Origin of the sequence: Pseudomonas sp. PDM09, assembly GCF_014852305.1 — a bacterium.
GTDB lineage: Bacteria > Pseudomonadota > Gammaproteobacteria > Pseudomonadales > Pseudomonadaceae > Aquipseudomonas.
Map to the genome: position 1 here is coordinate 264,199 of NZ_JACVBI010000007.1, position 24,113 is coordinate 288,311.

Sequence of the window (24,113 nt, forward strand, 5' to 3'; positions counted from 1 at the left end):
CATCAGGCAGTTGTTTGCAAACCGGCGACAGTGCGTGGCATGCCGACAAACCCTGGCAAGGCTTCAACCCGTGTCAGCCAGGCGCGGATGTTGGGGTAGTCATCCAGCGACACATTGCCTTCCGGAGCATGGGCGATGTAGCTGTACGCGGCGATGTCGGCGATGGTCGGCTCGCCACCGGCCAGATAGGGCGTTGCGCCCAGTTCCTGATCGATCACTTTGAGCCAGCTGTGGGCGTAAGCGATCACCTCTTGCGCGTTGTAAGGCGCACCAAATACGGTGATCAGCCTTGCCCTGCCCGGGCCGAAGGCAATCGGCCCGGCGGCGACCGACAACCAGCGCTGAACCTTGGCCGCACCGACCGGGTCGGTTGGCAGCCAGCGACCGTTGCCGTATTTCAGCGCAAGGTAGACCAGGATCGCATTGGAATCAGCCAGCACCACGCCTTGATCATCAATCACCGGCACCTGCCCAAACGGGTTGAGCGCCAGAAAATCCGCTTGCTTGTGGGCGCCCTTGGCCAAATCGACGAAGATCAGCTCGGTCGGCAGTTGCAACAAAGACAGCATCAACTCCACACGGTGAGCGTGGCCAGAGCGGGGGAAGTTGTAGAGTTTGATCGCTTGCATGGTCGACTCCGCTGGGTGGTGGCGCCGTCCAGGAAGATCAGCGCCGATAGGTGGCTATCTTCCATCCGCAACCAAAACAACAGAATAACCAGCAAACGCAATCCATTATTTCAGCCAGTGCAATAACTAACCATGCAGGGCCGGGTGTTCACGCAGTACGTTCACCGCGAAGTCCACAAAACTACGGACCCGCACCGGGGCTTTGCGTCCACCCTGGTAGACCACATGAATGGGCAATGGCGGCAGTTCGAAGTCAGCCAGAACGATTTCCAGCTCACCGGCCGCGACTTTGCTCGCCACTTGATACGACAGCACTCGAGTCAGTCCCAGCCCCATCGCGGCGGCCGTGATAGCTGCCTGATTGGCGGTGACCACAAGACGCGGCTCCAGACGAATGCTGATCGGCTCTCCCGCATCAAGGAACGGCCAGCTTCTGTGCTGACCGATGGACGAGGTAGCGATGATCGGACCTGCGCTTAAATCTGCAGGATGCCGGGGCCGACCATGGTCAGTCAGGAATCCAGGGGACGCGCAGATCACCCGCCGCACTTCGCCCACGCGAATTGCATGTTGATTGCTGTCAGGCAACTCACCGATGCGCACAGCCACATCGATGCCCTCCTCGACCATGCTCACCACCCGGTCGACCAGTAGAGCGTTGATGCTGACTTCAGGAAATTGAGACAAGTAACCGACCATGACCGGGGTAACGAACAAATCACCGAACAACACCGGCGCCGTGATCGTCAGTTGCCCACGGGGTTGGGCGTGGCTCCCGGCCGCCGAATCCTCCGCTTCCTGCACCTCGGTGAGAATTCTCCGACAATCCTCCAGATAACGCTGACCCGCCTCGCTCAAATGCACGCTGCGGGTGGTACGTGTCAGCAATTGGGTGCCAATGCGTTTTTCCAGCGCCGCCACGGCGCGGGTGACACTGGCCGCCGACATCCCCAAACGCCGCGCCGCCGCCGAGAAGCCTTGTTCCTGGGCGACGGTGGCGAAGACTTGCATTTCCTGGAAGCGGTCCATCGGGCATGTCCTTTATTCAGATAAAAAAAATCGCAACCGTAGGCTGCGATTTTTTTTGTTTCGATCCTGTGGATAACTTATTCCACCGTCACCGACTTCGCCAGGTTACGTGGCTGGTCAACGTCTGTGCCTTTCAATACGGCCACATAGTACGAAAGCAGCTGCAGCGGAATGGTGTAGAGAATCGGCGACAGAATGTCATGGATGTGCGGCATATGGACGACATGGGTACCTTCGCCATTGGTCATGCCAGCCTGCTCGTCGGCGAAGACGATCAGTTCACCGCCACGGGCGCGGACTTCCTGGAGGTTGGATTTCAACTTCTCCAGCAATTCGTTGTTCGGCGCCACAGTGACGACGGGCATGTCGTTATCCACAAGCGCCAACGGGCCATGTTTCAGTTCGCCCGCCGGATAGGCTTCCGCGTGAATGTAGGAGATTTCCTTGAGCTTGAGGGCTCCTTCCATCGCCACCGGGAATTGCGCGCCGCGACCGAGGAACAGTGTGTGGTTCTTCTCGGCGAACAGCTCGGCGATTTTTTCCACGGTACTGTCCATGGCCAAGGCTTCGCCCAAACGGGTCGGCAGGCGACGCAGTTCTTCGACCAGTGTGGCTTCGACACCTTCGGCCAACGTACCGCGCACCTGACCCAGAGACAGGGTCAGCAACAGCAGGCCAACCAGTTGAGTGGTGAAGGCTTTGGTCGAGGCCACGCCGATTTCGCGACCGGCCTGGGTCAGCAGCGTCAGGTCCGATTCACGTACCAGAGAGCTGATGCCCACGTTGCAGATTGCCAGGCTGGCGAGGAAACCGAGCTCCTTGGCATTGCGCAGCGCAGCCAAGGTGTCGGCGGTTTCACCTGACTGGGAGATGCTCACGAACAGGGTGTCGGGCTGCACCACTACTTTGCGGTAGCGGAATTCGCTGGCGACTTCGACCTGACACGGGATACCCGCCAGTTCTTCGAGCCAGTAACGGGCAACCATGCCGGCGTGATAGCTGGTGCCGCAGGCGACGATCTGTACATTGCGTACCTTGGCGAACAGCTCGGCAGCTTGGGGGCCGAATGCTTCGACCAGCACTTGGTTTTGGCTCAGGCGACCTTCGAGAGTGCGCTGTACTACGACCGGTTGCTCGTGAATTTCCTTGAGCATGTAATGGCGGAATTCGCCTTTGTCAGCCGCTTCGGCACCGTCGCGGTACTGAACGCTTTCACGCTGGACGAGCGCGCCATCGATATCCCAGATCTGCACGCTGTCGCGGCGAATTTCGGCGATATCGCCTTCTTCCAGGTACATGAAACGGTCAGTGACCTGACGTAGCGCCAATTGGTCGGAAGCCAGGAAATTCTCCCCCATACCCAGACCGATCACCAATGGGCTGCCACTGCGGGCCGCCACCAGGCGATCCGGTTGAAGGGCGCTGATCACCGCCAAACCGTAAGCACCGTGCAGCTCTTGCACGGTCGCTTTCAGGGCTACTGTCAGGTCGGGTTGCAGCTTGAGTTTTTCGTTCAGCAAATGCGCGATGACTTCAGTGTCAGTGTCCGACGTGAACACGTGACCCAGAGCCTTGAGTTGCTCGCGCAGGGCTTCATGGTTCTCGATGATGCCGTTGTGCACCACCGCCAGATCGCCGGAAAAATGCGGGTGCGCGTTGCGTTCGCACGGCGCGCCATGGGTCGCCCAGCGAGTGTGGGCAATGCCCAGACGGCCGACCAGTGGCTCTTCGATCAGCGCCTGTTCCAGCTCGCTGACCTTGCCCGGCCGACGCGTGCGCAAGAGTTTTTCATCATTGGTGTACACCGCTACACCGGCGCTGTCATACCCGCGGTATTCCAGACGCTTGAGGCCTTCGAGCAGGATGGCGGTAACGTTACGTTCTGCGACTGCACCGACAATTCCACACATGCTAGTTCTCCTGACTGACGGCGGCGCAAATCAAATTAATGCCGCGGGCCTGAATCTGATCGCGTGCCGCAAGTGGCAGACGATCATCGGTAATGAGGGTATGGACGCTGCTCCATGGCAGTTCCAGATTGGGAATTTTGCGGCCGATCTTGTCGGCCTCGACCATCACGATCACTTCGCGGGCAACCTCAGCCATGACACGGCTCAAGCCCAGCAATTCATTGAAGGTGGTGGTCCCGCGCACCAGATCGATGCCATCGGCACCGATAAATAGCTGATCAAAGTCATATGAGCGTAGTACTTGCTCGGCCACCTGACCCTGGAAGGACTCGGAATGCGGGTCCCAGGTCCCGCCGGTCATCAACAGCACCGGCTCATGCTCGAGTTCGCTCAAAGCGTTGGCGACATACAGGGAGTTGGTCATCACCACCAGACCCGGTTGCTGACCGAGTTCCGGGATCATTGCCGCGGTGGTGCTGCCGCTGTCGATGATGATTCGCGCATGCTCGCGGATTCGCGTGACGGCGGCGCGGGCGATGGCCTGCTTGTATTTGGAAACCGGTTGGCCGAGATCGGCGACCAGTTCCTGAGGCATGGTGACCGCCCCACCATAACGACGCAGCAACAGACCGTTGCTTTCAAGCGCGGCCAAGTCCTTGCGAATCGTAACTTCCGAAGTTTCGAAGCGCTTGGCCAACTCATCCACACTGACTTCCCCCTGCTCATTGAGCAAGGCGAGGATGTTATGGCGGCGTTGGGGCGTGTTGCGCTTTGACATGGCTTGGTAAGTTTCGATTCGAAAGATAACGTAAGCAATCAAAACCTATTAGCGAAACTTCGTCAAGTCAGCGTCAGAAAAAAGAGTGTGGATAACCCATAAAAAAGATCGCAGCCTTCGCCAGCTCCTCCAGGATGAACACATATTCCTTGTAGGAGCTGCCGAAGGCTGCGATCTTTTGATCTTTCTGTGGATAACTCAGCTCTTCTTGATCTTCTCCGGCCGTTTCCAGCCATCGATGTTCTTCTGCCGAGCCCGACCCACGGCCAACTGAGCCTTATCCACATTCTGGGTAATGGTCGAACCCGCCGCCGTGGTCGCACCCGCTGAGATATCCACAGGCGCTACCAACGAGTTATTGGAGCCGATGAATACATCTTCGCCCAACACGGTTTTCCACTTGTTGGCGCCGTCATAGTTACAGGTGATGGTGCCTGCGCCAATGTTGGTGCGCGCACCGATCTCGGCATCGCCCAAATACGTCAAATGACCGGCCTTGGCGCCCTCGCCCATATGGGCGTTCTTCAGTTCAACGAAGTTACCCACATGCGCGCGAGCTTCCAGCACCGTACCCGGGCGCAAACGAGCGAACGGGCCGGCATCGCTGCCTTCACCGAGCATCGCGCCTTCAATATGGCTGTTGGCCTTGATCACCACGCCTCTGCGCAAGGTGCTGTCCTTGATCACGCAGTTCGGGCCAATCACCACGTCGTCCTCGATGACCACTTTGCCTTCGAGGATGACGTTGATGTCGATCAGAACATCCCGACCGACGGTGACCTCACCACGCACATCGAAACGTGCCGGGTCGCGCAGGGTCACGCCCTGAGCCATCAAACGACGAGCGGCGCGCAGCTGATAGTGACGCTCAAGCTCGGCCAGTTGCTTGCGATCGTTGGCGCCCTGCACTTCCATAGCGTCATGGGGGTGTTCGGTAGCCACCACCAGACCATCACTGACCGCCATGGCGATCACGTCAGTCAGGTAGTACTCGCCTTGGGCATTATTGTTGGACAGCCGGCTCATCCAGTCGCCCAAGCGCTCAAAAGGAACTGCCAGGATGCCTGTATTACCTTCAGTAATGGCGCGTTCGGCGTCGTTGGCGTCTTTCTGCTCGACGATGGCGGTAACCTTGCCGGCGGCATCGCGGACGATGCGGCCGTAACCCGTCGGGTCATCCAGCTCGACAGTCAACAGGCCCAGTTGCTGCGGTGCAGCCAGCTTGAGCAACCGTTGCAGGGTTTCGACTTCGATCAAGGGTACATCGCCGTACAGAATCAGCACGGTATCGGACTCGATGAACGGCACAGCCTGGGCCACCGCATGTCCGGTACCCAGCTGTTGATCCTGCAGGACGAAATTCAGGTCATCGGCCGCCAGACGCTCGCGCACCGCTTCGGCTCCGTGTCCGATCACCACATGGATGCGTTGTGGATCCAGTTGCCGGGCCGTGTGGATAACATGGCCAAGCATTGAGTTACCGGCAACAGGATGCAGGACTTTAGGCAAGGCCGAACGCATGCGCGTGCCTTGGCCGGCAGCGAGGATAACAATTTCAAGAGACATGACAGGCTACTAATCCTGGGGGGTCAGCGGCTGCGACCGGGTGATGAAAGTCGGAAAAGAAAAAAGGGTAGCCGAGGCTACCCTTTTTAATCAATCGCGCAATAAGTCGATGGCCTATTAGTGGCCGAACTTCTTGCGGATCTGCTGGACGGTGCGCAGCTGAGCTGCAGCCTCGGCCAGACGTGCGGCAGCAGAACCGTAATCGAATTCCGCGCCTCGCTCATGCAAGGCCTTCTCGGCAGCCTTAACGGCTTCCTGAGCGGAGGCTTCGTCCAGGTCGGCAGCACGTTGCACGGTGTCGGCAAGAACCTTGACCATGTTCGGCTGAACCTCGAGGAAACCGCCGGAGATGTAATACACCTCCTCTTCCCCGCCCTGCTTGATCAAGCGGATAGGACCCGGCTTGAGATTAGTGATCAGCGGCGCGTGACCCAGGGCGATACCAAGATCACCCAGTGCACCGTGCGCAACCACCATCTCGACCAGGCCGGAAAAGATTTCCCCTTCCGCGCTGACGATATCGCAATGGACTGTCATAGCCATCTGATTGCCTCAACCTAAATTAGCGCCCGTTGCCGGGCGCCGGGATTACAGTTTCTTGGCTTTCTCGATCGCTTCTTCGATGCCGCCGACCATGTAGAACGCTTGTTCTGGCAGGTGGTCGTAGTCACCGTTGAGGATGCCTTTGAAGCCAGCAATGGTGTCTTTCAGGGAAACGTATTTACCCGATGCACCGGTGAAGACTTCAGCCACGAAGAACGGCTGCGACAAGAAACGCTGGATCTTACGAGCACGGTTTACCAACTGCTTGTCGGCTTCCGACAGCTCGTCCATACCCAGGATCGCAATGATGTCCTTCAGTTCTTTGTAACGCTGCAGAACATACTGTACGCCGCGAGCGGTGTCGTAGTGGTCCTGGCCGATTACGTTCGGGTCCAGCTGACGCGAAGTCGAGTCGAGTGGATCGACCGCCGGGTAGATACCCAGGGAGGCGATGTCACGGGACAGAACGACGGTGGCGTCCAAGTGGGCGAAGGTGGTCGCTGGCGACGGGTCAGTCAAGTCATCCGCCGGTACGTATACCGCCTGGATCGAGGTGATCGAACCGTTTTTGGTCGAAGTGATACGCTCTTGCAGAGTACCCATCTCTTCGGCCAGGGTCGGCTGGTAACCTACTGCCGAAGGCATACGGCCCAGCAGTGCGGATACTTCAGTACCGGCCAGGGTGTAACGATAGATGTTGTCGACGAACAGCAGAACGTCGTTACCTTCGTCACGGAACTTCTCGGCCATGGTCAGGCCGGTCAATGCTACGCGCAGACGGTTACCCGGCGGCTCGTTCATCTGACCGTAAACCAGTGCCACTTTGTCCAGAACGTTGGAATCCTTCATCTCGTGGTAGAAGTCGTTACCCTCACGAGTACGCTCACCCACACCGGCGAACACGGAATAACCGCTGTGCTCGATGGCGATGTTACGGATCAGTTCCATCATGTTTACGGTTTTGCCTACACCGGCACCACCGAACAGACCGACTTTACCACCCTTGGCGAACGGGCAAACCAGGTCGATAACCTTGATGCCGGTTTCCAGCAGGTCGTTGCCGCCCGCTTGTTCAGCGAAGGTTGGCGCAGGACGGTGAATGCCCCAGCGCTCTTCGGTGTCGATCGGGCCAGCTTCGTCGATCGGGTTACCCAGAACGTCCATGATCCGGCCCAGGGTCGCTTTACCGACTGGTACGGAGATGGCTGCGCCAGAGTCATTGACTTCCAGACCGCGCTTCAAGCCCTCGGTGGAACCCATCGCAATGGTACGAACCACGCCGTCGCCCAGCTGCTGCTGAACTTCCAGGGTGGTTTCGGCCGCGCTCACTACTTTCAGCGCGTTGTAGATGCTCGGTACGCTGTCGCGTGGAAATTCCACGTCGATAACGGCGCCGATGATTTGAACGATACGTCCGCTACTCATAGCTGGATCCTCTGAATATTTGAACCGTTAAACCGCGGCAGCGCCGCCGACGATTTCCGAGATCTCTTGGGTGATCGCAGCCTGACGCGCCTTGTTGTAGACCAGCTGCAAATCGCTGATCAAATCACCGGCGTTGTCGGTAGCGTTCTTCATCGCGATCATCCGCGCAGCTTGTTCAGCCGCGTTGTTCTCGACCACCGCCTGGTAGACCTGCGACTCCACGTAACGGACCATCAAGCCGTCAAGCAGCTCTTTGGCGTCCGGTTCGTACAGATAATCCCAGTGGTGCTTGAGTTCTTGATCCGGGGTTGCCACCAGTGGAATCAACTGCTCCACGGTAGGCGATTGCGTCATGGTGTTGATGAACTTGTTGGACACCACGGACAGGCGATCAATACGGCCGTCCAGGTAGGCATCCAGCATCACCTTGACGCTGCCGATCAGATCATTGATCGACGGCTCTTCACCCAGGTGGCTGATAGCTGCAACGACGTTACCGCCGAAGTTGCGGAAGAAAGCCGCACCTTTGCTACCAACTACACACAGATCAATCTCGACGCCGTTTTCGCGGTTTACCGCCATGTCCTTGACCAGGGCCTTGAACAGGTTGGTGTTCAAGCCACCACACAGACCACGGTCACTGCTCACCACAACGTAACCGACGCGCTTTACTTCACGGTCGATCATGAATGGGTGGCGATATTCCGGGTTGGCGTTGGCCAGATGGCCAATAACCTGGCGGATGCGCTCCGCGTAAGGACGGCTAGCAGCCATGCGCATTTGTGCCTTGCGCATTTTGCTGACCGCCACTTTTTCCATGGCGCTGGTAATCTTTTGCGTGCTTTTGATGCTCGCAATCTTACTGCGAATCTCTTTTGCGCCTGCCATGTAACACCTATCAGGTTAGCAAGCGGGAGCCTTGCGGCTCCCGCTGCGGCTTACCAGGTTTGGGTGGCCTTGAACTTCTCGATACCGGCTTTCATGCCAGCGTCGATTTCGTCATTGAAGTCACCCTTCACGTTGATCTTCGCCATCAATTCGGCGTGATCGCGGTTGAAGAAAGCAATCAGCGCTTGTTCAAAGCTGCCGATCTTGGCGATTTCGACGTCAGTCAGGAACCCACGCTCAGCGGCATACAGCGACAGCGCCATGTCAGCGATCGACATTGGTGCGTATTGCTTCTGCTTCATCAGCTCGGTAACGCGCTGACCATGCTCAAGTTGCTTACGGGTCGCTTCGTCCAGGTCAGAAGCGAACTGGGCGAATGCCGCCAGTTCACGGTACTGAGCCAGAGCGGTACGGATACCACCGGAGAGCTTCTTGATAATCTTGGTCTGAGCGGCACCACCCACACGGGATACCGAAACACCGGCGTTCACTGCAGGACGGATCCCGGAGTTGAACATGGCCGATTCCAGGAAGATCTGACCGTCGGTGATGGAAATCACGTTGGTCGGAACGAACGCGGAAACGTCGCCAGCCTGGGTTTCGATGATCGGCAGTGCGGTCAGGGAACCGGTTTTGCCGGTCACTGCGCCGTTGGTGAACTTCTCTACGTACTCTTCCGAAACGCGGGATGCGCGCTCCAGCAGACGGGAGTGGAGATAGAACACGTCGCCTGGGTAAGCTTCACGGCCTGGTGGACGGCGCAGCAGCAGGGAAATCTGGCGGTAAGCCACTGCTTGCTTGGACAGATCGTCATAAACGATCAGCGCGTCTTCACCGCGGTCGCGGAAGAATTCACCCATGGTGCAACCGGAGTACGGAGCCAGGAACTGCAGTGCTGCAGATTCCGAAGCGCTCGCCGCCACGACGATGGTGTTAGCCAGTGCGCCGTTTTCTTCCAGCTTGCGAACCACGTTGGCGATGGTCGATTGCTTCTGACCGATGGCTACGTAGACACAGAAAATGCCGCTGTCTTTCTGGTTGATGATCGCGTCGATCGCCAGAGCGGTTTTACCGATCTGACGGTCACCGATGATCAGCTCACGCTGGCCACGGCCGACAGGGATCATGGCATCGACAGCCTTGTAGCCAGTCTGTACAGGCTGGTCTACCGACTTACGCCAGATCACGCCTGGAGCAACTTTCTCGACCGCATCGGTCTCGGTGTTGTTCAGCGGACCTTTGCCGTCAACTGGGTTACCCAGTGCGTCGACTACGCGACCCAGCAGTTCCTTACCAACCGGAACTTCGAGGATGCGGCCGGTGCACTTGGCGCTCATGCCTTCAGCCAGAGACTGGTAGGAGCCCAATACAACGGCACCTACAGAGTCTTGCTCAAGGTTGAGAGCCATACCGAAGACGCCGCCCGGAAACTCGATCATCTCGCCGTACATGACGTCGGCCAGACCGTGAATCCGCACGATACCGTCAGATACGCTGACGACAGTGCCTTCGTTACGGGCTTGAGAGGTCACATCGAGCTTATCGATGCGGCCCTTGATAATTTCACTTATTTCGGAAGGATTGAGTTGCTGCATTGCTCTGCTGCCCCTTCAAACTCAAGATTTCAATGCTTCGGCAAGGTTCGCGAGTTTGCCGCGAACCGAGCCATCGATAACCAGGTCGCCGGCGCGGATGACAATGCCCCCAATCAGGGATTTGTCTTCCTCGACTTGCAGGCGCACTTCCCGGTTGAGTCGTGCACTGAGAACCTTGGCGAGTTTGTCTTGCTGTTCTTGGTTCAATGCAAAAGCACTGGTCACTTCAACGTCTACCGACTTCTCTTGTTCAGCCTTGTACAGGTCGAACAGAGCGGATATCTCCGGCAAAAGCGGGAGACGGTCGTTTTCGGCAACGACGTTAATGAAGTTCTGTGCCTTGGCATCAAACTTGTCGCCGCACACGTCAATAAACGTGGCGGCCTTGTTTGCGCTCGTCAGTCGCGGGGCCTTGAGCACGCGCTGCATGGTGTCGTCTTGCGACACTGCTGCAGCCAGGCCGAGCATGGCTGACCAAGAGGCCAGTTGCTGGTGGGCCTGGGCGTGCTCGAAGGCTGCCTTAGCGTAAGGTCGGGCCAACGTGGTCAATTCTGCCATGATCGCCCTCGCTTAAATTTCAGCAGCCAGTTTGTTTACCAGCTCCGCGTGCGCGTTTTGATCGATTGTGGCACCCAGGATCTTCTCGGCGCCGCCGACAGCCAGTGCACCCAGTTGGGCACGCAGCGCGTCTTTGACACTGTTCAGTTCCTGCTCGATCTCGGCCTGAGCCTGTACCTTCACACGGTCAGCGTCGATACGGGCTTTTTCAACAGCCTCGTCAACGATCTGATTACCGCGTTTCTTGGCTTGCTCAATGATTTCAGCTGCCTGAGCTTTCGCTTCGCGCAGTTGCTGACCCACTTTCTCATGGGCCAACTCCAGGTCGCGAGCTGCTCGGCTGGCAGCGTCCAGTCCATCCGCGATCTTCTTCTGACGTTCGTGCAAAGCCGCGATGACCGGAGGCCACACGAACTTCATGCAAAACAGTACAAAAATGAAGAACGCAACGGACTGGCCAATCAGGGTTGCATTAATGTTCACGCCAACACCTCGCTCGTTCGTTGCACATCACACCAATCAACTCGAAGGTTCGAGTGATTAGCCAGCGAGTTGACCAACGAATGGGTTCGCGAAGGTGAAGAACAAAGCGATACCAACACCGATCATGGTTACGGCGTCGAGCAGACCGGCAACGATGAACATTTTGACTTGCAGCATTGGAACCATTTCTGGCTGACGCGCTGCGCCTTCCAGGAACTTGCCGCCCAACAGGCCGAAACCAATTGCGGTACCCAGTGCGCCCAGGCCGATCAACAGTGCAACAGCGATAGCGGTTAGACCAACTACAGTTTCCATCTTTCCTCCCGACTTTTACGTCGTATGGTTTAGGTTTTTTAGATTTTAAAGCGGTAAAACAAATCGTTTCATAGCCCTGTTCGGGCACCCACCCGTTTTACCGGGTGGGACATCAGACTAGTCGAGACTGGTCTTAATGGTTCTCTTCGTGCGCCATCGACAGGTAGACGATGGTCAGCATCATGAAGATAAACGCCTGCAGGGTGATGATCAGGATGTGGAACACAGCCCACGCCCACTGCAGAACTACGCCCAGGCCGCTAAGCCAGAGCAGACCGCTGCCGAACATCACAGCAATCAGAATGAAGACCAGCTCGCCGGCGTACATGTTGCCGAACAGACGCAGTGCCAGAGAGATTGGCTTGGCCACCAGCGTCACGAACTCAAGCAGGAAGTTCACCGGAATCAGCAGGGCTTGAACGAAGATGTTCTTGCTGCCGAACGGGTGCAGGGTCAGTTCGCCAATGAAACCGCTGATGCCCTTGACCTTGATGCTGTAGAAAATGATCAACGCGAATACCGACAGGGACATACCCAGGGTCGCATTCGGGTCAGTGGTAGGAACGGCACGGAAGACCAGATGCGGGTCGCCGGTAATGATGGCAGCCAGCTTCGGAATCCAGTCAACCGGTACCAGGTCGACGGCGTTCATCAGAAACACCCAGACAAAAATCGTCAGGGCCAATGGCGCGATCAATGGATTACGGCCGTGGAAAGTATCTTTCACGCTGCCGTCGACGAACTCGATCAGAACCTCGACGAAGTTCTGCAGGCCGCCAGGCTGACCGGAAGTCGCCTTCTTTGCCGCCATGCGGAAAAGAAGAACGAAAATCAGACCCAACGCGACCGACCAGCCGAGCGTATCGACGTGGAAAGCCCAGAAGCCCATTTCTTTGGCTTCTGCTGCGGTGTGGGCAAAACCCCACCCGCCAGTTGGATGCTGACCGAAGGTCAGGTTCTGCAAGTGGTGCTGGATATAGCCCGAAGCGGTTGTCTCTGCCATGGTTGCCTCAAACGCCCTAAGGTCTCGAAAGTCTTGTTCTCATTAGCAGGGGAGCGAACCAGCTAACCAGTTGGGTCAGCACGAAGACGCCGAATACTGCTAACGGCGCCAATGGCTTCACACCTGCGAACGTCAATGCAAACAGCACTGCCGTCAAAATCAGTTTGCCCGCCTCGCCGGCATAAAAAGACCGGACGATGGCTTGAGCTGCTCGGGCGCCGGAAAACCGAAATGCCCGGTGAGCGAAATAAATATTGGGAAGCAAGGCTATCAGGCCTCCGCAGAGCCCCGAGTACCCGGCAACGACTCCATGCCATTGCCAGAGCGCCAAAGCGGCAATCAGCAAAACGACAAATTGAGCCATTAACACCGGAAAAACTGCCAGGCGATGGAACGGCAAGCGGTCTGGCGTGCGGTTTTCCATCTCTTTTGCTCCCCAATGGTCGGCTGCCAGAATTCAATAACTTGGCATAATTTGTGCCGACAAAATGCGCGCAGAGTATAGGGGCGGTTCTGCCCCTATTCAACTGTCAGGTAGTGATTTCCGACTTCACGCTACATGAGGAATTGTTTCAGCGGATGTGTGCGAGCACACCTTGAAGCTCATCAAGAGAGTTGTAGCCGATCACCAGCTGCCCCTTACCCTTCTTTCCGTGGCGGATCTGCACCGCAGAGCCTAGGCGCTCGGCCAGACGCTGCTCGAGTCGGGTGATATCCGGGTCCGGTTTTGCCGGTTCCACAGGCTCCGGTTTGCCACTCAACCACTGGCGAACCAGTGCTTCAGTCTGGCGCACAGTCAGCCCCCGTGCGACAACGTGTCGCGCCCCTTCAACTTGTTGATTTTCCGGCAAACCGAGCAAGGCACGGGCATGACCCATTTCCAGGTCGCCGTGAGACAGCATGGTCTTGATGACTTCCGGCAGCGCAATCAGACGCAACAGATTGGCCACGGTGACGCGGGACTTACCCACAGCCTCGGCAACTTGTTGCTGAGTCAGCTGGAATTCCTGCTGCAAACGCTGCAAGGCCACCGCTTCTTCGATCGGATTGAGGTCTTCACGCTGGATGTTCTCGATCAGCGCCATGGCGATGGCAGTTTCATCCGGCACATCGCGAACCATTGCCGGGATGGTTTCCTGGCCAGCCTGCTGGCTGGCACGCCAGCGGCGTTCGCCGGCGATGATTTCGAAGCGCCCGCTGCCGATCGGGCGCACCACGATCGGCTGCATCACGCCCTGGGCCCTGATCGACTGCGCCAGCTCTTCCAGCGCCTGAGGATCCATGTCCCGACGCGGCTGGTACTTGCCACGCTGGATCAGGTCCAGGGGCAGGTGCTGCAGCTCACGCTGATCGGCTTGTACCGCTTGCTCTTCCAGCGAGCTGACAGTCGGACCACTCAGCAGTGCATCCAGTCCACGTCCGAGACCTCGTTTCTTGACGGCCATGGGGATTCCTTAAGTTGCCTGAGCAGCGGCGATGCGTGAGTTTTTGCGCTGACGGCGAACCATCTCGCCAGCCAATGCCAGATAAGCAATCGCGCCCCGCGATGATTTGTCGTACGCCAGCGCCGGCATGCCATAGCTTGGCGCTTCGGCCAAGCGGATGTTGCGTGGAATGACGGTGTCGTAGAGCTGATCGCCGAAGTGTTCCTTGAGCTGCGCCGATACGTCGTTCATCAGGCTCAGGCGCGGGTCGTACATGGTTCGCAACAGGCCTTCGACTTTCAGGTTCGGGTTCAGCAGTTCGGCAATGCGCTTGATGTTATCCACAAGGTCGCTCAACCCTTCAAGCGCGAAGTACTCGCACTGCATGGGGATAATCACCCCGTCGGCGGCAACCAGCGCATTGAGCGTCAACATCGACAGCGACGGCGGGCAGTCGATCAAAATGTAATCGTAGTTTTCACGGATCGGCGCCAACGCACTGCGCAGACGACTTTCCTTCATCTGCATTTCCAGCAGAACGACTTCGGCCGCGGTCAGGTCGCGGTTGGCCGGCAGCAATTGATAACCGCCATGCTCGGAATAGTGCATGGCCTGGGCCAGATCGCATTCGCCGATCAGCAGGTCGTAGACCGAGTTTTCCAGGCCGTGTTTATCCACACCGCTACCCATGGTGGCGTTGCCCTGTGGATCGAGATCGATCAACAGCACCCGACGCTTGGTAGCGACCAGGGAAGCTGCGAGGTTGATGCAGGTGGTGGTCTTGCCCACACCGCCCTTTTGGTTCGCTATCGCGAATACCTTAGCCATTCTTGCTTGTGTTCCCAATCATGCCGTGCGGCGCAGTATCAGCAGATGGCGTTGGCCTTGGCAACCGGGTACGGCCAGGGCGTGTTCGCTATCGAGGTGGAAGTCTGCCGGCAATGCTACCAGCTCATCAGCGGGATGAACGCCCTTCATTGCCAGCCAACGTGTTTCGGCGTCGCCCAAATGGCGAGTCCAGTTGCTGAAGTTCTCCATGCTGCTGAACGCCCGGGAAATGATCCCGTTGAATGGCAGTTCAGGTTGGAAGGCTTCGACGCGACTGTGGATAACTTGCAGGTTATCCAGTTTGAGTTCGAGTTTGACCTGGGTCAGGAAGCGGGTTTTCTTGCCGTTGCTGTCCAGGCAGGTCACTTGCGACTCGGGAAACAGGATCGCCAGGGGAATCCCTGGCATGCCGCCGCCACTGCCCACATCCAGCCAACGGCCGTTTTCGATGAAGGACATAACGCTCAGGCTGTCGAGCAAATGCCGTGAAACCATTTCGTCCGGATCACGCACGGCCGTGAGGTTGTAGGCCTTGTTCCATTTTATCAACAGGGCCAGATAACCCAGCAGCTGTGCATGCTGGGCTTCCGTCAGGTTGACACCGAGCTGGCGAGCACCTGTGGATAACTCTTCGGCGTGTTGCGAGGTGACCAACGAACTCAAGCGCTTTGCTCCAACTGACGGCCCGCGCCGCGTTTTTTCAAATGAATCATCAACAGCGAAATCGCTGCCGGGGTCACCCCCGGAATACGCGACGCCTGGCCCAGGGTCTCTGGACGGGTCACGCCGAGCTTGCTCTGGATCTCTTTCGAGAGCCCGGAGATGTTCGTGTAATCGATATCCACAGGCAGTTTGGTGTCTTCGCTGGCTCGCAGACGCGCGATTTCATCCTGTTGACGATCGATGTAACCGGCATATTTGGTCTTGATTTCGACCTGTTCGGCGACCTGTGGATCTTCTGCGCCCCCACCGGTCACAGCGATCAGACCAGCGTAGTCGATTTCCGGACGGCTCAGCAGGTTGAGCAAATTGTATTCGTGGGTTAGCGGCGTACCGAATTTCTCGGAAATCGCATCGCCCTGCTCCGTGCCCGGGCGAACCCAAGTACTTTTCAGGCGTTGCTCTTCCAGATCGATGCTTTCGCGTTTTTTGCAGAACGCGGCCCAACGCACGTCATCCACCAGACCCAACTCGCGACCTTTTTCGGTCAAGCGCAGGTCGGCGTTGTCTTCGCGAAGGATCAAACGGTATTCGGCGCGGGACGTGAACATCCGATACGGTTCCTGGGTTCCCAGGGTAATCAGGTCATCGACCAAAACGCCGATATACGCTTCGTCACGACGCGGGCACCAGGCATCTTTGCCTTGGGCGCGCAGTGCGGCGTTGGCTCCGGCCAGCAAACCCTGGGCGCCGGCTTCTTCGTAACCGGTGGTGCCATTGATTTGCCCGGCGAAGAACAGACCGCCGATCACTTTGGTTTCCAGGCTGTACTTCAGGTCACGCGGGTCGAAGTAGTCGTACTCGATGGCGTAGCCCGGACGAACGATGTGCGCGTTTTCCATGCCACGGATCGATTGCACGATCTGCAATTGCACATCGAACGGCAAGGATGTGGATATCCCATTCGGGTACAGCTCGTGGGTGGTCAGACCTTCCGGCTCGATGAAGACCTGGTGGCTTTCCTTGTCGGCAAAGCGGTGGATCTTGTCTTCGATCGATGGGCAATAACGCGGGCCGATGCCTTCGATCACGCCGGAATACATCGGCGAACGATCAAGGTTCGAAGCAATGATTTCGTGAGTACGGGCGTTAGTGTGGGTAATCCAGCAGCTGACCTGTTTCGGATGCTGCTCTTTGGAACCCATGAACGACATCACCGGAATCGGTGTATCCCCCGCTTGCTCGGTCATCACCGAGAAATCCACAGAGCGACCGTCAATACGCGGCGGCGTACCGGTTTTCAGGCGACCGACACGCAATGGCAGTTCACGCAGACGATGAGCGAGGGCAATCGACGGCGGATCACCGGCGCGACCGCCGGAATAATTCTGCATGCCGATGTGGATAAGTCCACCGAGGAAGGTGCCGGTGGTCAACACCACGGAATCTGCGAAGAAACGCAGGCCCATTTGGGTGACAACACCGCGCACTTGTTCCTGCTCGACGATCAGGTCGTCAGCAGCCTGTTGAAATATCCACAGGTTCGGCTGGTTTTCCAAAGCTTCGCGGACAGCGGCCTTGTACAGAACTCGATCTGCCTGAGCGCGGGTTGCACGCACGGCTGGGCCTTTGCGGCTGTTCAATACGCGAAACTGAATACCGCCTTTATCGGTAGCCATGGCCATCGCGCCGCCCAGGGCATCGATTTCTTTAACGAGATGGCTTTTGCCGATCCCGCCAATGGCTGGGTTGCAACTCATGGCACCGAGGGTTTCCACGTTATGCGTCAGCAACAGGGTTTTTGCCCCCATACGTGCTGACGCCAGTGCTGCCTCGGTACCGGCATGACCGCCGCCGATGACGATCACTTCAAAACGGGAAGGGAAATCCACCACGCACCTCGTGCCTGCTTCAGTCAGGTAATCCGGAAATAGTTTGAGCTCAGGTTTTTGGACCTGGTCGGCAAGTATAGGGACTTCGCCCTTCCTAAAGAACCCTTTGCACAAAATTTAACCAGCTGTGGAGAAGTCGGGGTTATAGAAATTAAAAAGAGAGAAATTTATTAAATCTTTGTTTTTATGTTTATTTCTACTGAGCCACCTTTCTGTGGATAGATTGCTACAGCCCTTTATTTTCAATATGTACAGCGATTCAAAACCCTGTGGTCATGTACCAAGGAGGCCCTTGGATAACCGGTGTAAGCCTGTGGATGAAAGGGGTTGTTATCCACAGAGGTGGTTATCTTCAGTTTTGAGGCCCTGTTATCAACTGCCCTTAGCGGCACTTATTCACAGGGCTTAATCCACAGAAAAGCCGCCGAATGAGCAAATCCCGGGCAAGGGGAATCCGCTCAAGCGAAGAATCTGCTTCGGCACTGGGAAAAAATTTCAGAAAGGAGAGAACAGACAGGCCCGAATGGCCTGTCTGTGAACTGCGGAAGGGACTATTTACCGATACAGAAGCTGGAAAAGATCCTTCCCAGCAGATCATCGGAGCTGAATGCGCCGGTGATTTCGCCCAAAGACTGCTGCGCCTGCCGCAAATCTTCGGCCAACAGTTCACCAGCACCCGCTAACGTCAGCTGCGCACGGCCATGCTCAAGGGACGCACTCGCATGACGCAGTGCCTCCAGGTGACGCCTGCGAGCACTGAAGCTGCTTTCGGAGGTTTGCTCGTAACCCATGCAGGCCTTGAGGTGTTCGCGTAACAGTTCCAGTCCCATGCCAGCGGATTTGGCACTGAGACTGATTGTGACATGGCCATCGCCACTGACCTCCAGGGCAATCGCTTCCCCCGTCAGGTCAGCCTTGTTGCGGATAAGGGTAACTTTTGCCGGGTCCGGGCGGGTTTCGAGGAATTCAGGCCACAAGGCAAAGGGATCAAGGGCCTCGGGAGCTGTGGCATCGACCACCAGCAAGACCCGATCTGCCTCGCCGATAGCTTTCAATGCCCGTTCGACGCCAATTTTTTCCACCTGATCATCGGTGTCGCGCAAGCCGGCAGTGTCGACCACGTGCAACGGCATGCCATCAATGTGGATATGTTCGCGAAGAATATCCCGGGTCGTGCCGGCAATCTCGGTCACGATCGCGGCTTCGCGTCCGGCCAAGGCATTCAGAAGGCTGGACTTGCCGGCATTCGGCCGGCCGGCGATCACCACGGTCATGCCGTCACGCAGCAAGGCCCCCTGCCCGGCTTCACGCAGCACTGTGGATAATTCGTCGCGCACTTTGTCGAGCATGCTCAGGACATGACCATCGGCGAGGAAGTCGATTTCTTCTTCGGGGAAGTCGATGGCTGCTTCGACGTAAATACGCAGGCCTATCAGTTGCTCGGTGAGGTTATGCACACGCTGGGAAAACGCCCCCTGCAACGAACGCAGGGCATTTCGTGCCGCCTGTGCAGAACTTGCCTCGATCAAGTCGGCAATGGCTTCGGCCTGAGCCAGATCGAGCTTGTCGTTGAGGAAGGCACGCTCGCTGAATTCACCCGGCCGGGCCAGACGACAGCCAAGTTCCAGGCAACGCTTGAGCAGCATATCCAGAACGATCGGCCCGCCGTGGCCCTGCAGTTCAAGCACATCTTCGCCGGTGAACGAGTTCGGTCCAGGGAAATAAAGCGCGATGCCTTCGTCCAGCACCTCTTCGTTTGCACTGAGGAATGGGCCGTAATGGGCAAACCGCGGTTTCAATTCACGGCCGCTGATGGCTTTGGCCGCCAGACTCGCCAGCGGCCCGGAAATACGGACGATGCCCACCCCGCCGCGACCTTGAGCGGTGGCGACGGCAGCGATGGTTTCACGAGGAACGCTCATAAACCGGTATCCAGACAAAAGTGACAGATAGCAAAACGCCCCACTAGGGGGCGTTTTGAGTGGTTATCCACAGAGTAAGTTACGCCTCGGCTTTTTTGGTAGCCGCTTCGATCTTACGCGTGATGTACCACTGTTGGGCGATGGACAGGCAGTTGTTCACAACCCAGTACAGCACCAGACCCGCCGGGAACCACAGGAAGAAGAAGGTGAAGATGATTGGCATCATTTTCATGACCTTCGCCTGCATCGGATCCGGAGGAGTCGGGTTCAACTGCTGCTGGATGAACATGGTTGCACCCATGATGATCGGCAGAATGAAGAACGGATCCTTGATCGACAGGTCAGTAATCCACAGCATGAACGGCGCTTGGCGCATTTCCACGCTTTCCAGCAGAACCCAGTACAGCGAAAGGAAAACCGGCATCTGCACCAGGATTGGCAAGCAGCCACCCAGCGGATTGATCTTCTCTTTCTTGTACAGCTCCATCATGGCTTGCGACATTTTCTGCCGGTCGTCGCCATGTTGCTCTTTCAGCGCGGCCAGTTTCGGTGCCACTGCACGCATGCGCGCCATGGATTTGTAGCTGGCTGCCGACAGAGGGAAGAAAATCCCCTTGATCAGCATGGTCAGGAAGATGATCGACCAGCCCCAGTTACCGACCAGCGCGTGGATATGTTGCAGCAACCAGAAGATTGGCTGGGCAATGAACCACAGAATGCCGTAGTCGACGGTCAGTTCCAGACCTGGGGACAACTCTTTCAGGACAGCCTGGCTTTTCGGACCTGCGTACAGAACGGCACTGGTTTCGGCTTTTGCACCTGGCGCGACAGTCATTGCCGGGGCGGTGTAGCCGATGATGTAGTTGCCTTTGCTGTCTTTACGGGTCTGGACGATGTTGTTTTCGCCCTTGACCGGAATCCACGCAGTCACGAAGTAGTGCTGCAACCAGGCAACCCAACCACCGGTGACGGTTTCTTTCAGCTGAGCCTTGTCCATGTCGCTCATCGACACTTTCTTGTACGGCTCGTTACTTGTCCACAGGGCGGCACCCAGGTAAGTCGCGGTGCCGGTGGCGGTGCTGGAAGAAGGATCGGAGCTGGCATCACGCTTCAATTGCGCGAACATTGCACCGGACCAGGGCTGAGCGCTCTGGTTGTCGATCAGGTAGGAAACGGTTACGTCATACAGGCCACGTTTCAGCGTGAAACGCTTGATGTAGTTGACACCGTCCTTGCTGAACTTCAGGTCAACAACCAATTGGTCTTGACCGTCAGCCAGTTGATAAATCTTCTTCTCGGAGGAGTAAACCGGACGACCGGCAGGACTTGCATCCGGACCGTTGGTGCCGATCAGGCCACTCTGAGCCAGATAAGTCCGCTCGTTGCCGTTATCAAACAGCTGGAATGGAATTTCCGGATGATCCTGACGACGTGGATACAGTGGCAACGTCAACTGGGCAACATCGCCACCTTGTGGGTCGATTGCCAGGTTGAGCACATCCGTTTTGATCTGGATGAGGTCTTTGCTTGCAGCTACTGGTGTTTCAGCAGGTGCAGTTGCACTGGTATCGCTTGTGGCGCGTGGGATGTCGTCACTGACAGAAGCATTATTGCCAGTCGCCGTATCCGGTAGGCCCGGTGCGGTAGTACTGGAAGCAACATTCTGAGTCGGCAGGGCAGCCTGACCATAGTCCTGGTTCCATTTAAGGACCATAACGTAGGACACGATTGCCAGGGCGACGATCAGGATCGTGCGTTTGATATCCATGATTACTCGGCCATCGAAGAAGAACGGGAGGTAGGGATAGATGGAACCGGGTCATAACCACCGGGATTCCACGGATGACAGCGACCTAAACGACGAAAGGTCAGCCAGCCACCGCGCAGAAGGCCATGATTTTCTATGGCTTCATACGCGTAGCAGGAACAACTGGGGTAGAAACGACAGTGACTGGCCATCAGGGGACTGATGGCATAGCGATAAAACTGGATCGGAACGAGTGCCAGTTTACGCATCGGTACTGTCTACCCCTACAGTTTCGGTTTTGACTGCTGGTACCGGCTTGCTGCGTGCCAGACGTTTCCAGAGTTTGTCGAAATGCTGAATCAATTCGGGGCTTTCTACGTCACCCAAACCTTTGCGCGCGACGATAACGATGTCCCAACCGACCAGTAAATCCTGGTTCAGGCGAAACGATTCGCGCATCAGACGTTTGAGGCGATTGCGCTCGACGGAGAGCTTTACGCTCTTTTTCCCGATAACCAGCCCGAGACGGGGGTGATCAAGATCGTTATTGCGCGCAAGGAGCAGGAGATTTTTCCCCGGAACCTTGCCGGTAGGGGAGTCAAAGACTGCCTTGAAATGCCGGGGGGTAAGCAGACGCTTTTCCCGACTGAAGTCCTGACTCACCTCCAGTGCCGGCTTATCAAACTGCCAGACGCGCACGACCTTTGGCGCGGCGACGCGACAGAACGGCACGACCGTTCTTGGTAGCCATGCGAGCACGGAAACCGTGGGTACGAGCGCGTTTGATAGTGCTTGGTTGGAAAGTACGTTTCATTGTCGTGTTACCTGGTTCGTCCACAACGGGCCGGAATGGCCCCCGTTTTAAGAGACCGGGGATTCTAGAGAAAGCAAGCCTCTAGGTCAATTTCCAACCAGCGTTTCCTTATAAATAGATCTCCAGACGATTTACCCGGCGAAGGTCGTTCGCCAGATATAGAAATAAAGAAGGGAATTATTTAAAGCTTTTCTGTAAAGCTTATAAAAGCTAGAGGCACGTTCATCTGTGGATAACTGTCTTTAGCCCTTCTAAACCGTGATGTACAGAGAATGACAACTACGGTGGAAAACGGTGGTCAGCCTGTGCTGCGCTATCGGATAAGCTGTGTGTGGAAAGGCCAGTTATCCACAGGCAGGTTATCCACCGAGTTTCGCCCCCACTTGTCCAGTGCCCTCATGGGCGGTTATCCACAGAGCTTATGCACATACCGTTGGTCTTCTTTTCAAAGGTTAACGCATTGATAAATCATGTCCTGTGCGCAACCTGCATGTGGATAAGTGGACGACTGGTCGCTACAATGACCGCTTGTTTTTGCCTCACCGGCTTTCAACTTAGGGGATATCCGTGTCAGTGGAACTTTGGCAGCAGTGCGTAGACCTTTTGCGCGATGAGCTGCCTGCCCAACAATTCAACACTTGGATCCGTCCACTACAGGTCGAAGCCGAAGGCGACGAGCTGCGTGTCTACGCGCCGAATCGTTTTGTTCTCGATTGGGTCAATGAAAAGTACCTGGGGCGCGTCCTTGAACTGCTCGATGAGCATGGCAATGGCCTGGCGCCGGCGCTCTCCTTATTAATAGGCAGCAAACGCAGTTCGGCACCGCGTGCGGCACCTAATGCTCCATTGGCCGCCGCGGCGTCTCAGGCTCAGGCCGCTCAAGCGCCTGTCAGCGCTCCGGCGCCAGCCCCGGCAGCTGCATCGACCAAACGTGCGACACAAAAAGTAGCTGAGGTCAGTGAAGAGCCGTCTCGCGACAGCTTCGATCCAATGGCAGGCGCCAGTTCGCAACAAGCCCCGGTTCGCTCCGAACAGCGGACGGTGCAGGTGGAAGGCGCGCTCAAGCACACCAGTTACCTGAACCGCACCTTTACCTTCGAGAACTTCGTCGAAGGCAAGTCCAACCAACTGGCCCGGGCTGCGGCCTGGCAGGTGGCGGACAACCCCAAGCACGGCTATAACCCGCTCTTCCTTTATGGCGGGGTCGGCTTGGGTAAAACCCACTTGATGCACGCTGTGGGTAACCACCTGTTAAAGAAGAATCCGAATGCCAAGGTTGTGTACCTGCATTCCGAGCGTTTCGTCGCGGACATGGTCAAGGCCTTGCAGCTGAATGCGATCAACGAGTTCAAGCGCTTCTACCGCTCGGTGGATGCGTTGCTGATCGATGACATTCAGTTCTTCGCCCGCAAGGAACGTTCCCAGGAAGAGTTTTTCCACACCTTCAACGCCCTGCTTGAAGGTGGCCAGCAGGTCATTCTTACCAGTGACCGCTATCCGAAAGAAATCGAAGGCCTTGAAGAACGCCTGAAGTCACGTTTCGGCTGGGGCCTGACGGTTGCCGTCGAGCCGCCGGAGCTGGAAACCCGCGTGGCGATCCTGATGAAAAAGGCCGACCAGGCCAAAGTCGATCTGCCACACGACGCGGCGTTCTTCATTGCCCAGCGTATTCGCTCCAACGTCCGCGAACTGGAAGGCGCGCTCAAACGCGTGATCGCCCACTCGCACTTCATGGGCCGCGATATCACCATCGAGCTGATTCGCGAATCCCTGAAAGACTTGTTGGCGCTGCAAGACAAACTGGTGTCTGTGGATAACATTCAGCGCACCGTCGCCGAGTATTACAAGATCAAGATCTCCGACTTGCTGTCCAAGCGTCGTTCACGCTCGGTAGCACGTCCGCGTCAGGTCGCCATGGCGTTGTCCAAGGAATTGACCAACCACAGCCTGCCGGAAATCGGCGATGTGTTTGGCGGCCGCGATCACACGACTGTTTTGCACGCCTGCCGCAAGATCAACGAGCTTAAGGAATCCGACGCGGACATCCGCGAGGACTATAAGAACCTGCTGCGTACACTGACTACTTGATGAACACCAGCGCAGC

At 56.9% G+C, this 24,113-nt stretch carries 24 protein-coding genes; 1 reads left to right on the plus strand and 23 read right to left on the minus strand.

Annotated elements, in window-relative coordinates:
• Nucleotides 1-2: 2 nt before the first annotated feature.
• The 23 genes from IB250_RS18550 to rpmH all read right to left on the minus strand — a co-directional run bounded on the left by IB250_RS18550 (nucleotide 3) and on the right by rpmH (nucleotide 22,009).
• On the minus strand, nucleotides 3-629 hold the full coding sequence (locus IB250_RS18550) for a glutathione S-transferase family protein (protein ID WP_192345178.1): 627 nt from the start codon (nucleotides 627-629) through the stop codon (nucleotides 3-5).
• Between the two features lie 126 nt (nucleotides 630-755).
• Nucleotides 756-1,658, minus strand: a complete 903-nt coding sequence (locus IB250_RS18555) for a LysR family transcriptional regulator (RefSeq protein ID WP_192345179.1) — start codon at nucleotides 1,656-1,658, stop codon at nucleotides 756-758.
• Between the two features lie 77 nt (nucleotides 1,659-1,735).
• Entirely contained in the window at nucleotides 1,736-3,568 is a 1,833-nt protein-coding gene (glmS, locus tag IB250_RS18560; RefSeq protein ID WP_192345180.1) for a glutamine--fructose-6-phosphate transaminase (isomerizing), read from the minus strand.
• 1 nt (nucleotide 3,569) lies between these two features.
• Nucleotides 3,570-4,346: a DeoR/GlpR family DNA-binding transcription regulator gene (locus IB250_RS18565; RefSeq protein ID WP_007903040.1), complete on the minus strand. Its 777-nt coding sequence runs from the start codon at nucleotides 4,344-4,346 to the stop codon at nucleotides 3,570-3,572.
• A 198-nt stretch (nucleotides 4,347-4,544) separates the two neighbouring features.
• Entirely contained in the window at nucleotides 4,545-5,912 is a 1,368-nt protein-coding gene (gene glmU / locus IB250_RS18570; RefSeq protein WP_192345181.1) for a bifunctional UDP-N-acetylglucosamine diphosphorylase/glucosamine-1-phosphate N-acetyltransferase GlmU, read from the minus strand.
• Nucleotides 5,913-6,029: 117 nt separating this feature from the next.
• The gene (locus IB250_RS18575; protein ID WP_010465460.1) at nucleotides 6,030-6,455 is read right to left on the minus strand and encodes a F0F1 ATP synthase subunit epsilon; all 426 of its coding nucleotides are present in this window, start codon (nucleotides 6,453-6,455) and stop codon (nucleotides 6,030-6,032) included.
• A gap of 45 nt (nucleotides 6,456-6,500) precedes the next feature.
• The gene (gene atpD / locus IB250_RS18580) at nucleotides 6,501-7,880 is read right to left on the minus strand and encodes a F0F1 ATP synthase subunit beta (RefSeq protein WP_008007883.1); all 1,380 of its coding nucleotides are present in this window, start codon (nucleotides 7,878-7,880) and stop codon (nucleotides 6,501-6,503) included.
• A 27-nt stretch (nucleotides 7,881-7,907) separates the two neighbouring features.
• On the minus strand, nucleotides 7,908-8,768 hold the full coding sequence (gene atpG / locus IB250_RS18585; protein ID WP_007903034.1) for a F0F1 ATP synthase subunit gamma: 861 nt from the start codon (nucleotides 8,766-8,768) through the stop codon (nucleotides 7,908-7,910).
• 50 nt (nucleotides 8,769-8,818) lie between these two features.
• The gene (gene atpA, locus IB250_RS18590) at nucleotides 8,819-10,363 is read right to left on the minus strand and encodes a F0F1 ATP synthase subunit alpha (protein ID WP_007903032.1); all 1,545 of its coding nucleotides are present in this window, start codon (nucleotides 10,361-10,363) and stop codon (nucleotides 8,819-8,821) included.
• A gap of 21 nt (nucleotides 10,364-10,384) precedes the next feature.
• The gene (locus IB250_RS18595; RefSeq protein ID WP_007903030.1) at nucleotides 10,385-10,921 is read right to left on the minus strand and encodes a F0F1 ATP synthase subunit delta; all 537 of its coding nucleotides are present in this window, start codon (nucleotides 10,919-10,921) and stop codon (nucleotides 10,385-10,387) included.
• 12 nt (nucleotides 10,922-10,933) lie between these two features.
• Nucleotides 10,934-11,404, minus strand: coding sequence for a F0F1 ATP synthase subunit B (locus tag IB250_RS18600; RefSeq protein WP_063342029.1), 471 nt, complete (start codon nucleotides 11,402-11,404; stop codon nucleotides 10,934-10,936).
• 57 nt (nucleotides 11,405-11,461) lie between these two features.
• A complete protein-coding gene (gene atpE / locus IB250_RS18605) occupies nucleotides 11,462-11,719 on the minus strand; it encodes a F0F1 ATP synthase subunit C (RefSeq protein WP_002555987.1) in 258 nt (85 codons plus the stop codon).
• Nucleotides 11,720-11,852: 133 nt separating this feature from the next.
• Nucleotides 11,853-12,722, minus strand: a complete 870-nt coding sequence (gene atpB / locus IB250_RS18610) for a F0F1 ATP synthase subunit A (RefSeq protein WP_192345182.1) — start codon at nucleotides 12,720-12,722, stop codon at nucleotides 11,853-11,855.
• 16 nt (nucleotides 12,723-12,738) lie between these two features.
• Complete coding sequence (locus IB250_RS18615; protein WP_007903021.1) at nucleotides 12,739-13,146, minus strand: F0F1 ATP synthase subunit I; 408 nt, start codon at nucleotides 13,144-13,146, stop codon at nucleotides 12,739-12,741.
• Between the two features lie 148 nt (nucleotides 13,147-13,294).
• Nucleotides 13,295-14,167, minus strand: a complete 873-nt coding sequence (locus tag IB250_RS18620) for a ParB/RepB/Spo0J family partition protein (RefSeq protein WP_123495596.1) — start codon at nucleotides 14,165-14,167, stop codon at nucleotides 13,295-13,297.
• A 9-nt stretch (nucleotides 14,168-14,176) separates the two neighbouring features.
• Nucleotides 14,177-14,974: a ParA family protein gene (locus tag IB250_RS18625; protein WP_008007890.1), complete on the minus strand. Its 798-nt coding sequence runs from the start codon at nucleotides 14,972-14,974 to the stop codon at nucleotides 14,177-14,179.
• Between the two features lie 18 nt (nucleotides 14,975-14,992).
• Nucleotides 14,993-15,637 carry a 16S rRNA (guanine(527)-N(7))-methyltransferase RsmG gene (gene rsmG / locus IB250_RS18630; protein WP_038980416.1) on the minus strand — a complete coding sequence of 215 codons (645 nt, stop codon included), beginning with the start codon at nucleotides 15,635-15,637 and terminating at the stop codon, nucleotides 14,993-14,995.
• Nucleotides 15,634-17,526 carry a tRNA uridine-5-carboxymethylaminomethyl(34) synthesis enzyme MnmG gene (gene mnmG / locus IB250_RS18635; protein WP_192345183.1) on the minus strand — a complete coding sequence of 631 codons (1,893 nt, stop codon included), beginning with the start codon at nucleotides 17,524-17,526 and terminating at the stop codon, nucleotides 15,634-15,636. Before mnmG ends, rsmG begins: the two co-directional genes overlap by 4 nt.
• A gap of 551 nt (nucleotides 17,527-18,077) precedes the next feature.
• On the minus strand, nucleotides 18,078-19,448 hold the full coding sequence (gene mnmE, locus IB250_RS18640; protein ID WP_123495590.1) for a tRNA uridine-5-carboxymethylaminomethyl(34) synthesis GTPase MnmE: 1,371 nt from the start codon (nucleotides 19,446-19,448) through the stop codon (nucleotides 18,078-18,080).
• A 79-nt stretch (nucleotides 19,449-19,527) separates the two neighbouring features.
• Nucleotides 19,528-21,216 (minus strand): membrane protein insertase YidC, encoded by a 1,689-nt coding sequence (gene yidC, locus IB250_RS18645; RefSeq protein WP_192345184.1) that lies wholly within the window; start codon nucleotides 21,214-21,216, stop codon nucleotides 19,528-19,530.
• A 2-nt stretch (nucleotides 21,217-21,218) separates the two neighbouring features.
• The gene (gene yidD / locus IB250_RS18650) at nucleotides 21,219-21,464 is read right to left on the minus strand and encodes a membrane protein insertion efficiency factor YidD (RefSeq protein ID WP_052966011.1); all 246 of its coding nucleotides are present in this window, start codon (nucleotides 21,462-21,464) and stop codon (nucleotides 21,219-21,221) included.
• Entirely contained in the window at nucleotides 21,457-21,858 is a 402-nt protein-coding gene (gene rnpA, locus IB250_RS18655; RefSeq protein WP_032830545.1) for a ribonuclease P protein component, read from the minus strand. The genes yidD and rnpA overlap by 8 nt, the downstream gene beginning before the upstream one ends.
• Nucleotides 21,859-21,874: 16 nt before the next feature.
• The gene (gene rpmH, locus IB250_RS18660) at nucleotides 21,875-22,009 is read right to left on the minus strand and encodes a 50S ribosomal protein L34 (protein WP_003213577.1); all 135 of its coding nucleotides are present in this window, start codon (nucleotides 22,007-22,009) and stop codon (nucleotides 21,875-21,877) included.
• A 567-nt stretch (nucleotides 22,010-22,576) separates the two neighbouring features.
• Between rpmH and dnaA the strand changes: the two genes are divergently transcribed.
• Nucleotides 22,577-24,097, plus strand: coding sequence for a chromosomal replication initiator protein DnaA (gene dnaA / locus IB250_RS18665; protein WP_192345185.1), 1,521 nt, complete (start codon nucleotides 22,577-22,579; stop codon nucleotides 24,095-24,097).
• Nucleotides 24,098-24,113: the final 16 nt, after the last annotated feature.

Bases quoted from the DNA above. Each gene is read 5' to 3' on its own strand.
- atpG (WP_007903034.1), bottom strand. From the start codon at position 8,768: ATGGCAGGCGCAAAAGAGATTCGCAGTAAGATTGCGAGCATCAAAAGC.
- atpB (WP_192345182.1), bottom strand. From the start codon at position 12,722: ATGGCAGAGACAACCGCTTCGGGCTATATCCAGCACCACTTGCAGAAC.
- glmU (WP_192345181.1), bottom strand. From the start codon at position 5,912: ATGTCTCTTGAAATTGTTATCCTCGCTGCCGGCCAAGGCACGCGCATG.
- atpE (WP_002555987.1), bottom strand. From the start codon at position 11,719: ATGGAAACTGTAGTTGGTCTAACCGCTATCGCTGTTGCACTGTTGATC.
- yidD (WP_052966011.1), bottom strand. From the start codon at position 21,464: ATGCGTAAACTGGCACTCGTTCCGATCCAGTTTTATCGCTATGCCATC.
- IB250_RS18620 (WP_123495596.1), bottom strand. From the start codon at position 14,167: ATGGCCGTCAAGAAACGAGGTCTCGGACGTGGACTGGATGCACTGCTG.
- atpA (WP_007903032.1), bottom strand. From the start codon at position 10,363: ATGCAGCAACTCAATCCTTCCGAAATAAGTGAAATTATCAAGGGCCGC.
- IB250_RS18625 (WP_008007890.1), bottom strand. From the start codon at position 14,974: ATGGCTAAGGTATTCGCGATAGCGAACCAAAAGGGCGGTGTGGGCAAG.
- yidC (WP_192345184.1), bottom strand. From the start codon at position 21,216: ATGGATATCAAACGCACGATCCTGATCGTCGCCCTGGCAATCGTGTCC.
- IB250_RS18575 (WP_010465460.1), bottom strand. From the start codon at position 6,455: ATGGCTATGACAGTCCATTGCGATATCGTCAGCGCGGAAGGGGAAATC.
- IB250_RS18550 (WP_192345178.1), bottom strand. From the start codon at position 629: ATGCAAGCGATCAAACTCTACAACTTCCCCCGCTCTGGCCACGCTCAC.
- IB250_RS18555 (WP_192345179.1), bottom strand. From the start codon at position 1,658: ATGGACCGCTTCCAGGAAATGCAAGTCTTCGCCACCGTCGCCCAGGAA.
- IB250_RS18615 (WP_007903021.1), bottom strand. From the start codon at position 13,146: ATGGAAAACCGCACGCCAGACCGCTTGCCGTTCCATCGCCTGGCAGTT.
- IB250_RS18595 (WP_007903030.1), bottom strand. From the start codon at position 10,921: ATGGCAGAATTGACCACGTTGGCCCGACCTTACGCTAAGGCAGCCTTC.
- mnmE (WP_123495590.1), bottom strand. From the start codon at position 19,448: ATGAGCGTTCCTCGTGAAACCATCGCTGCCGTCGCCACCGCTCAAGGT.
- rpmH (WP_003213577.1), bottom strand. From the start codon at position 22,009: ATGAAACGTACTTTCCAACCAAGCACTATCAAACGCGCTCGTACCCAC.
- glmS (WP_192345180.1), bottom strand. From the start codon at position 3,568: ATGTGTGGAATTGTCGGTGCAGTCGCAGAACGTAACGTTACCGCCATC.
- atpD (WP_008007883.1), bottom strand. From the start codon at position 7,880: ATGAGTAGCGGACGTATCGTTCAAATCATCGGCGCCGTTATCGACGTG.
- IB250_RS18565 (WP_007903040.1), bottom strand. From the start codon at position 4,346: ATGTCAAAGCGCAACACGCCCCAACGCCGCCATAACATCCTCGCCTTG.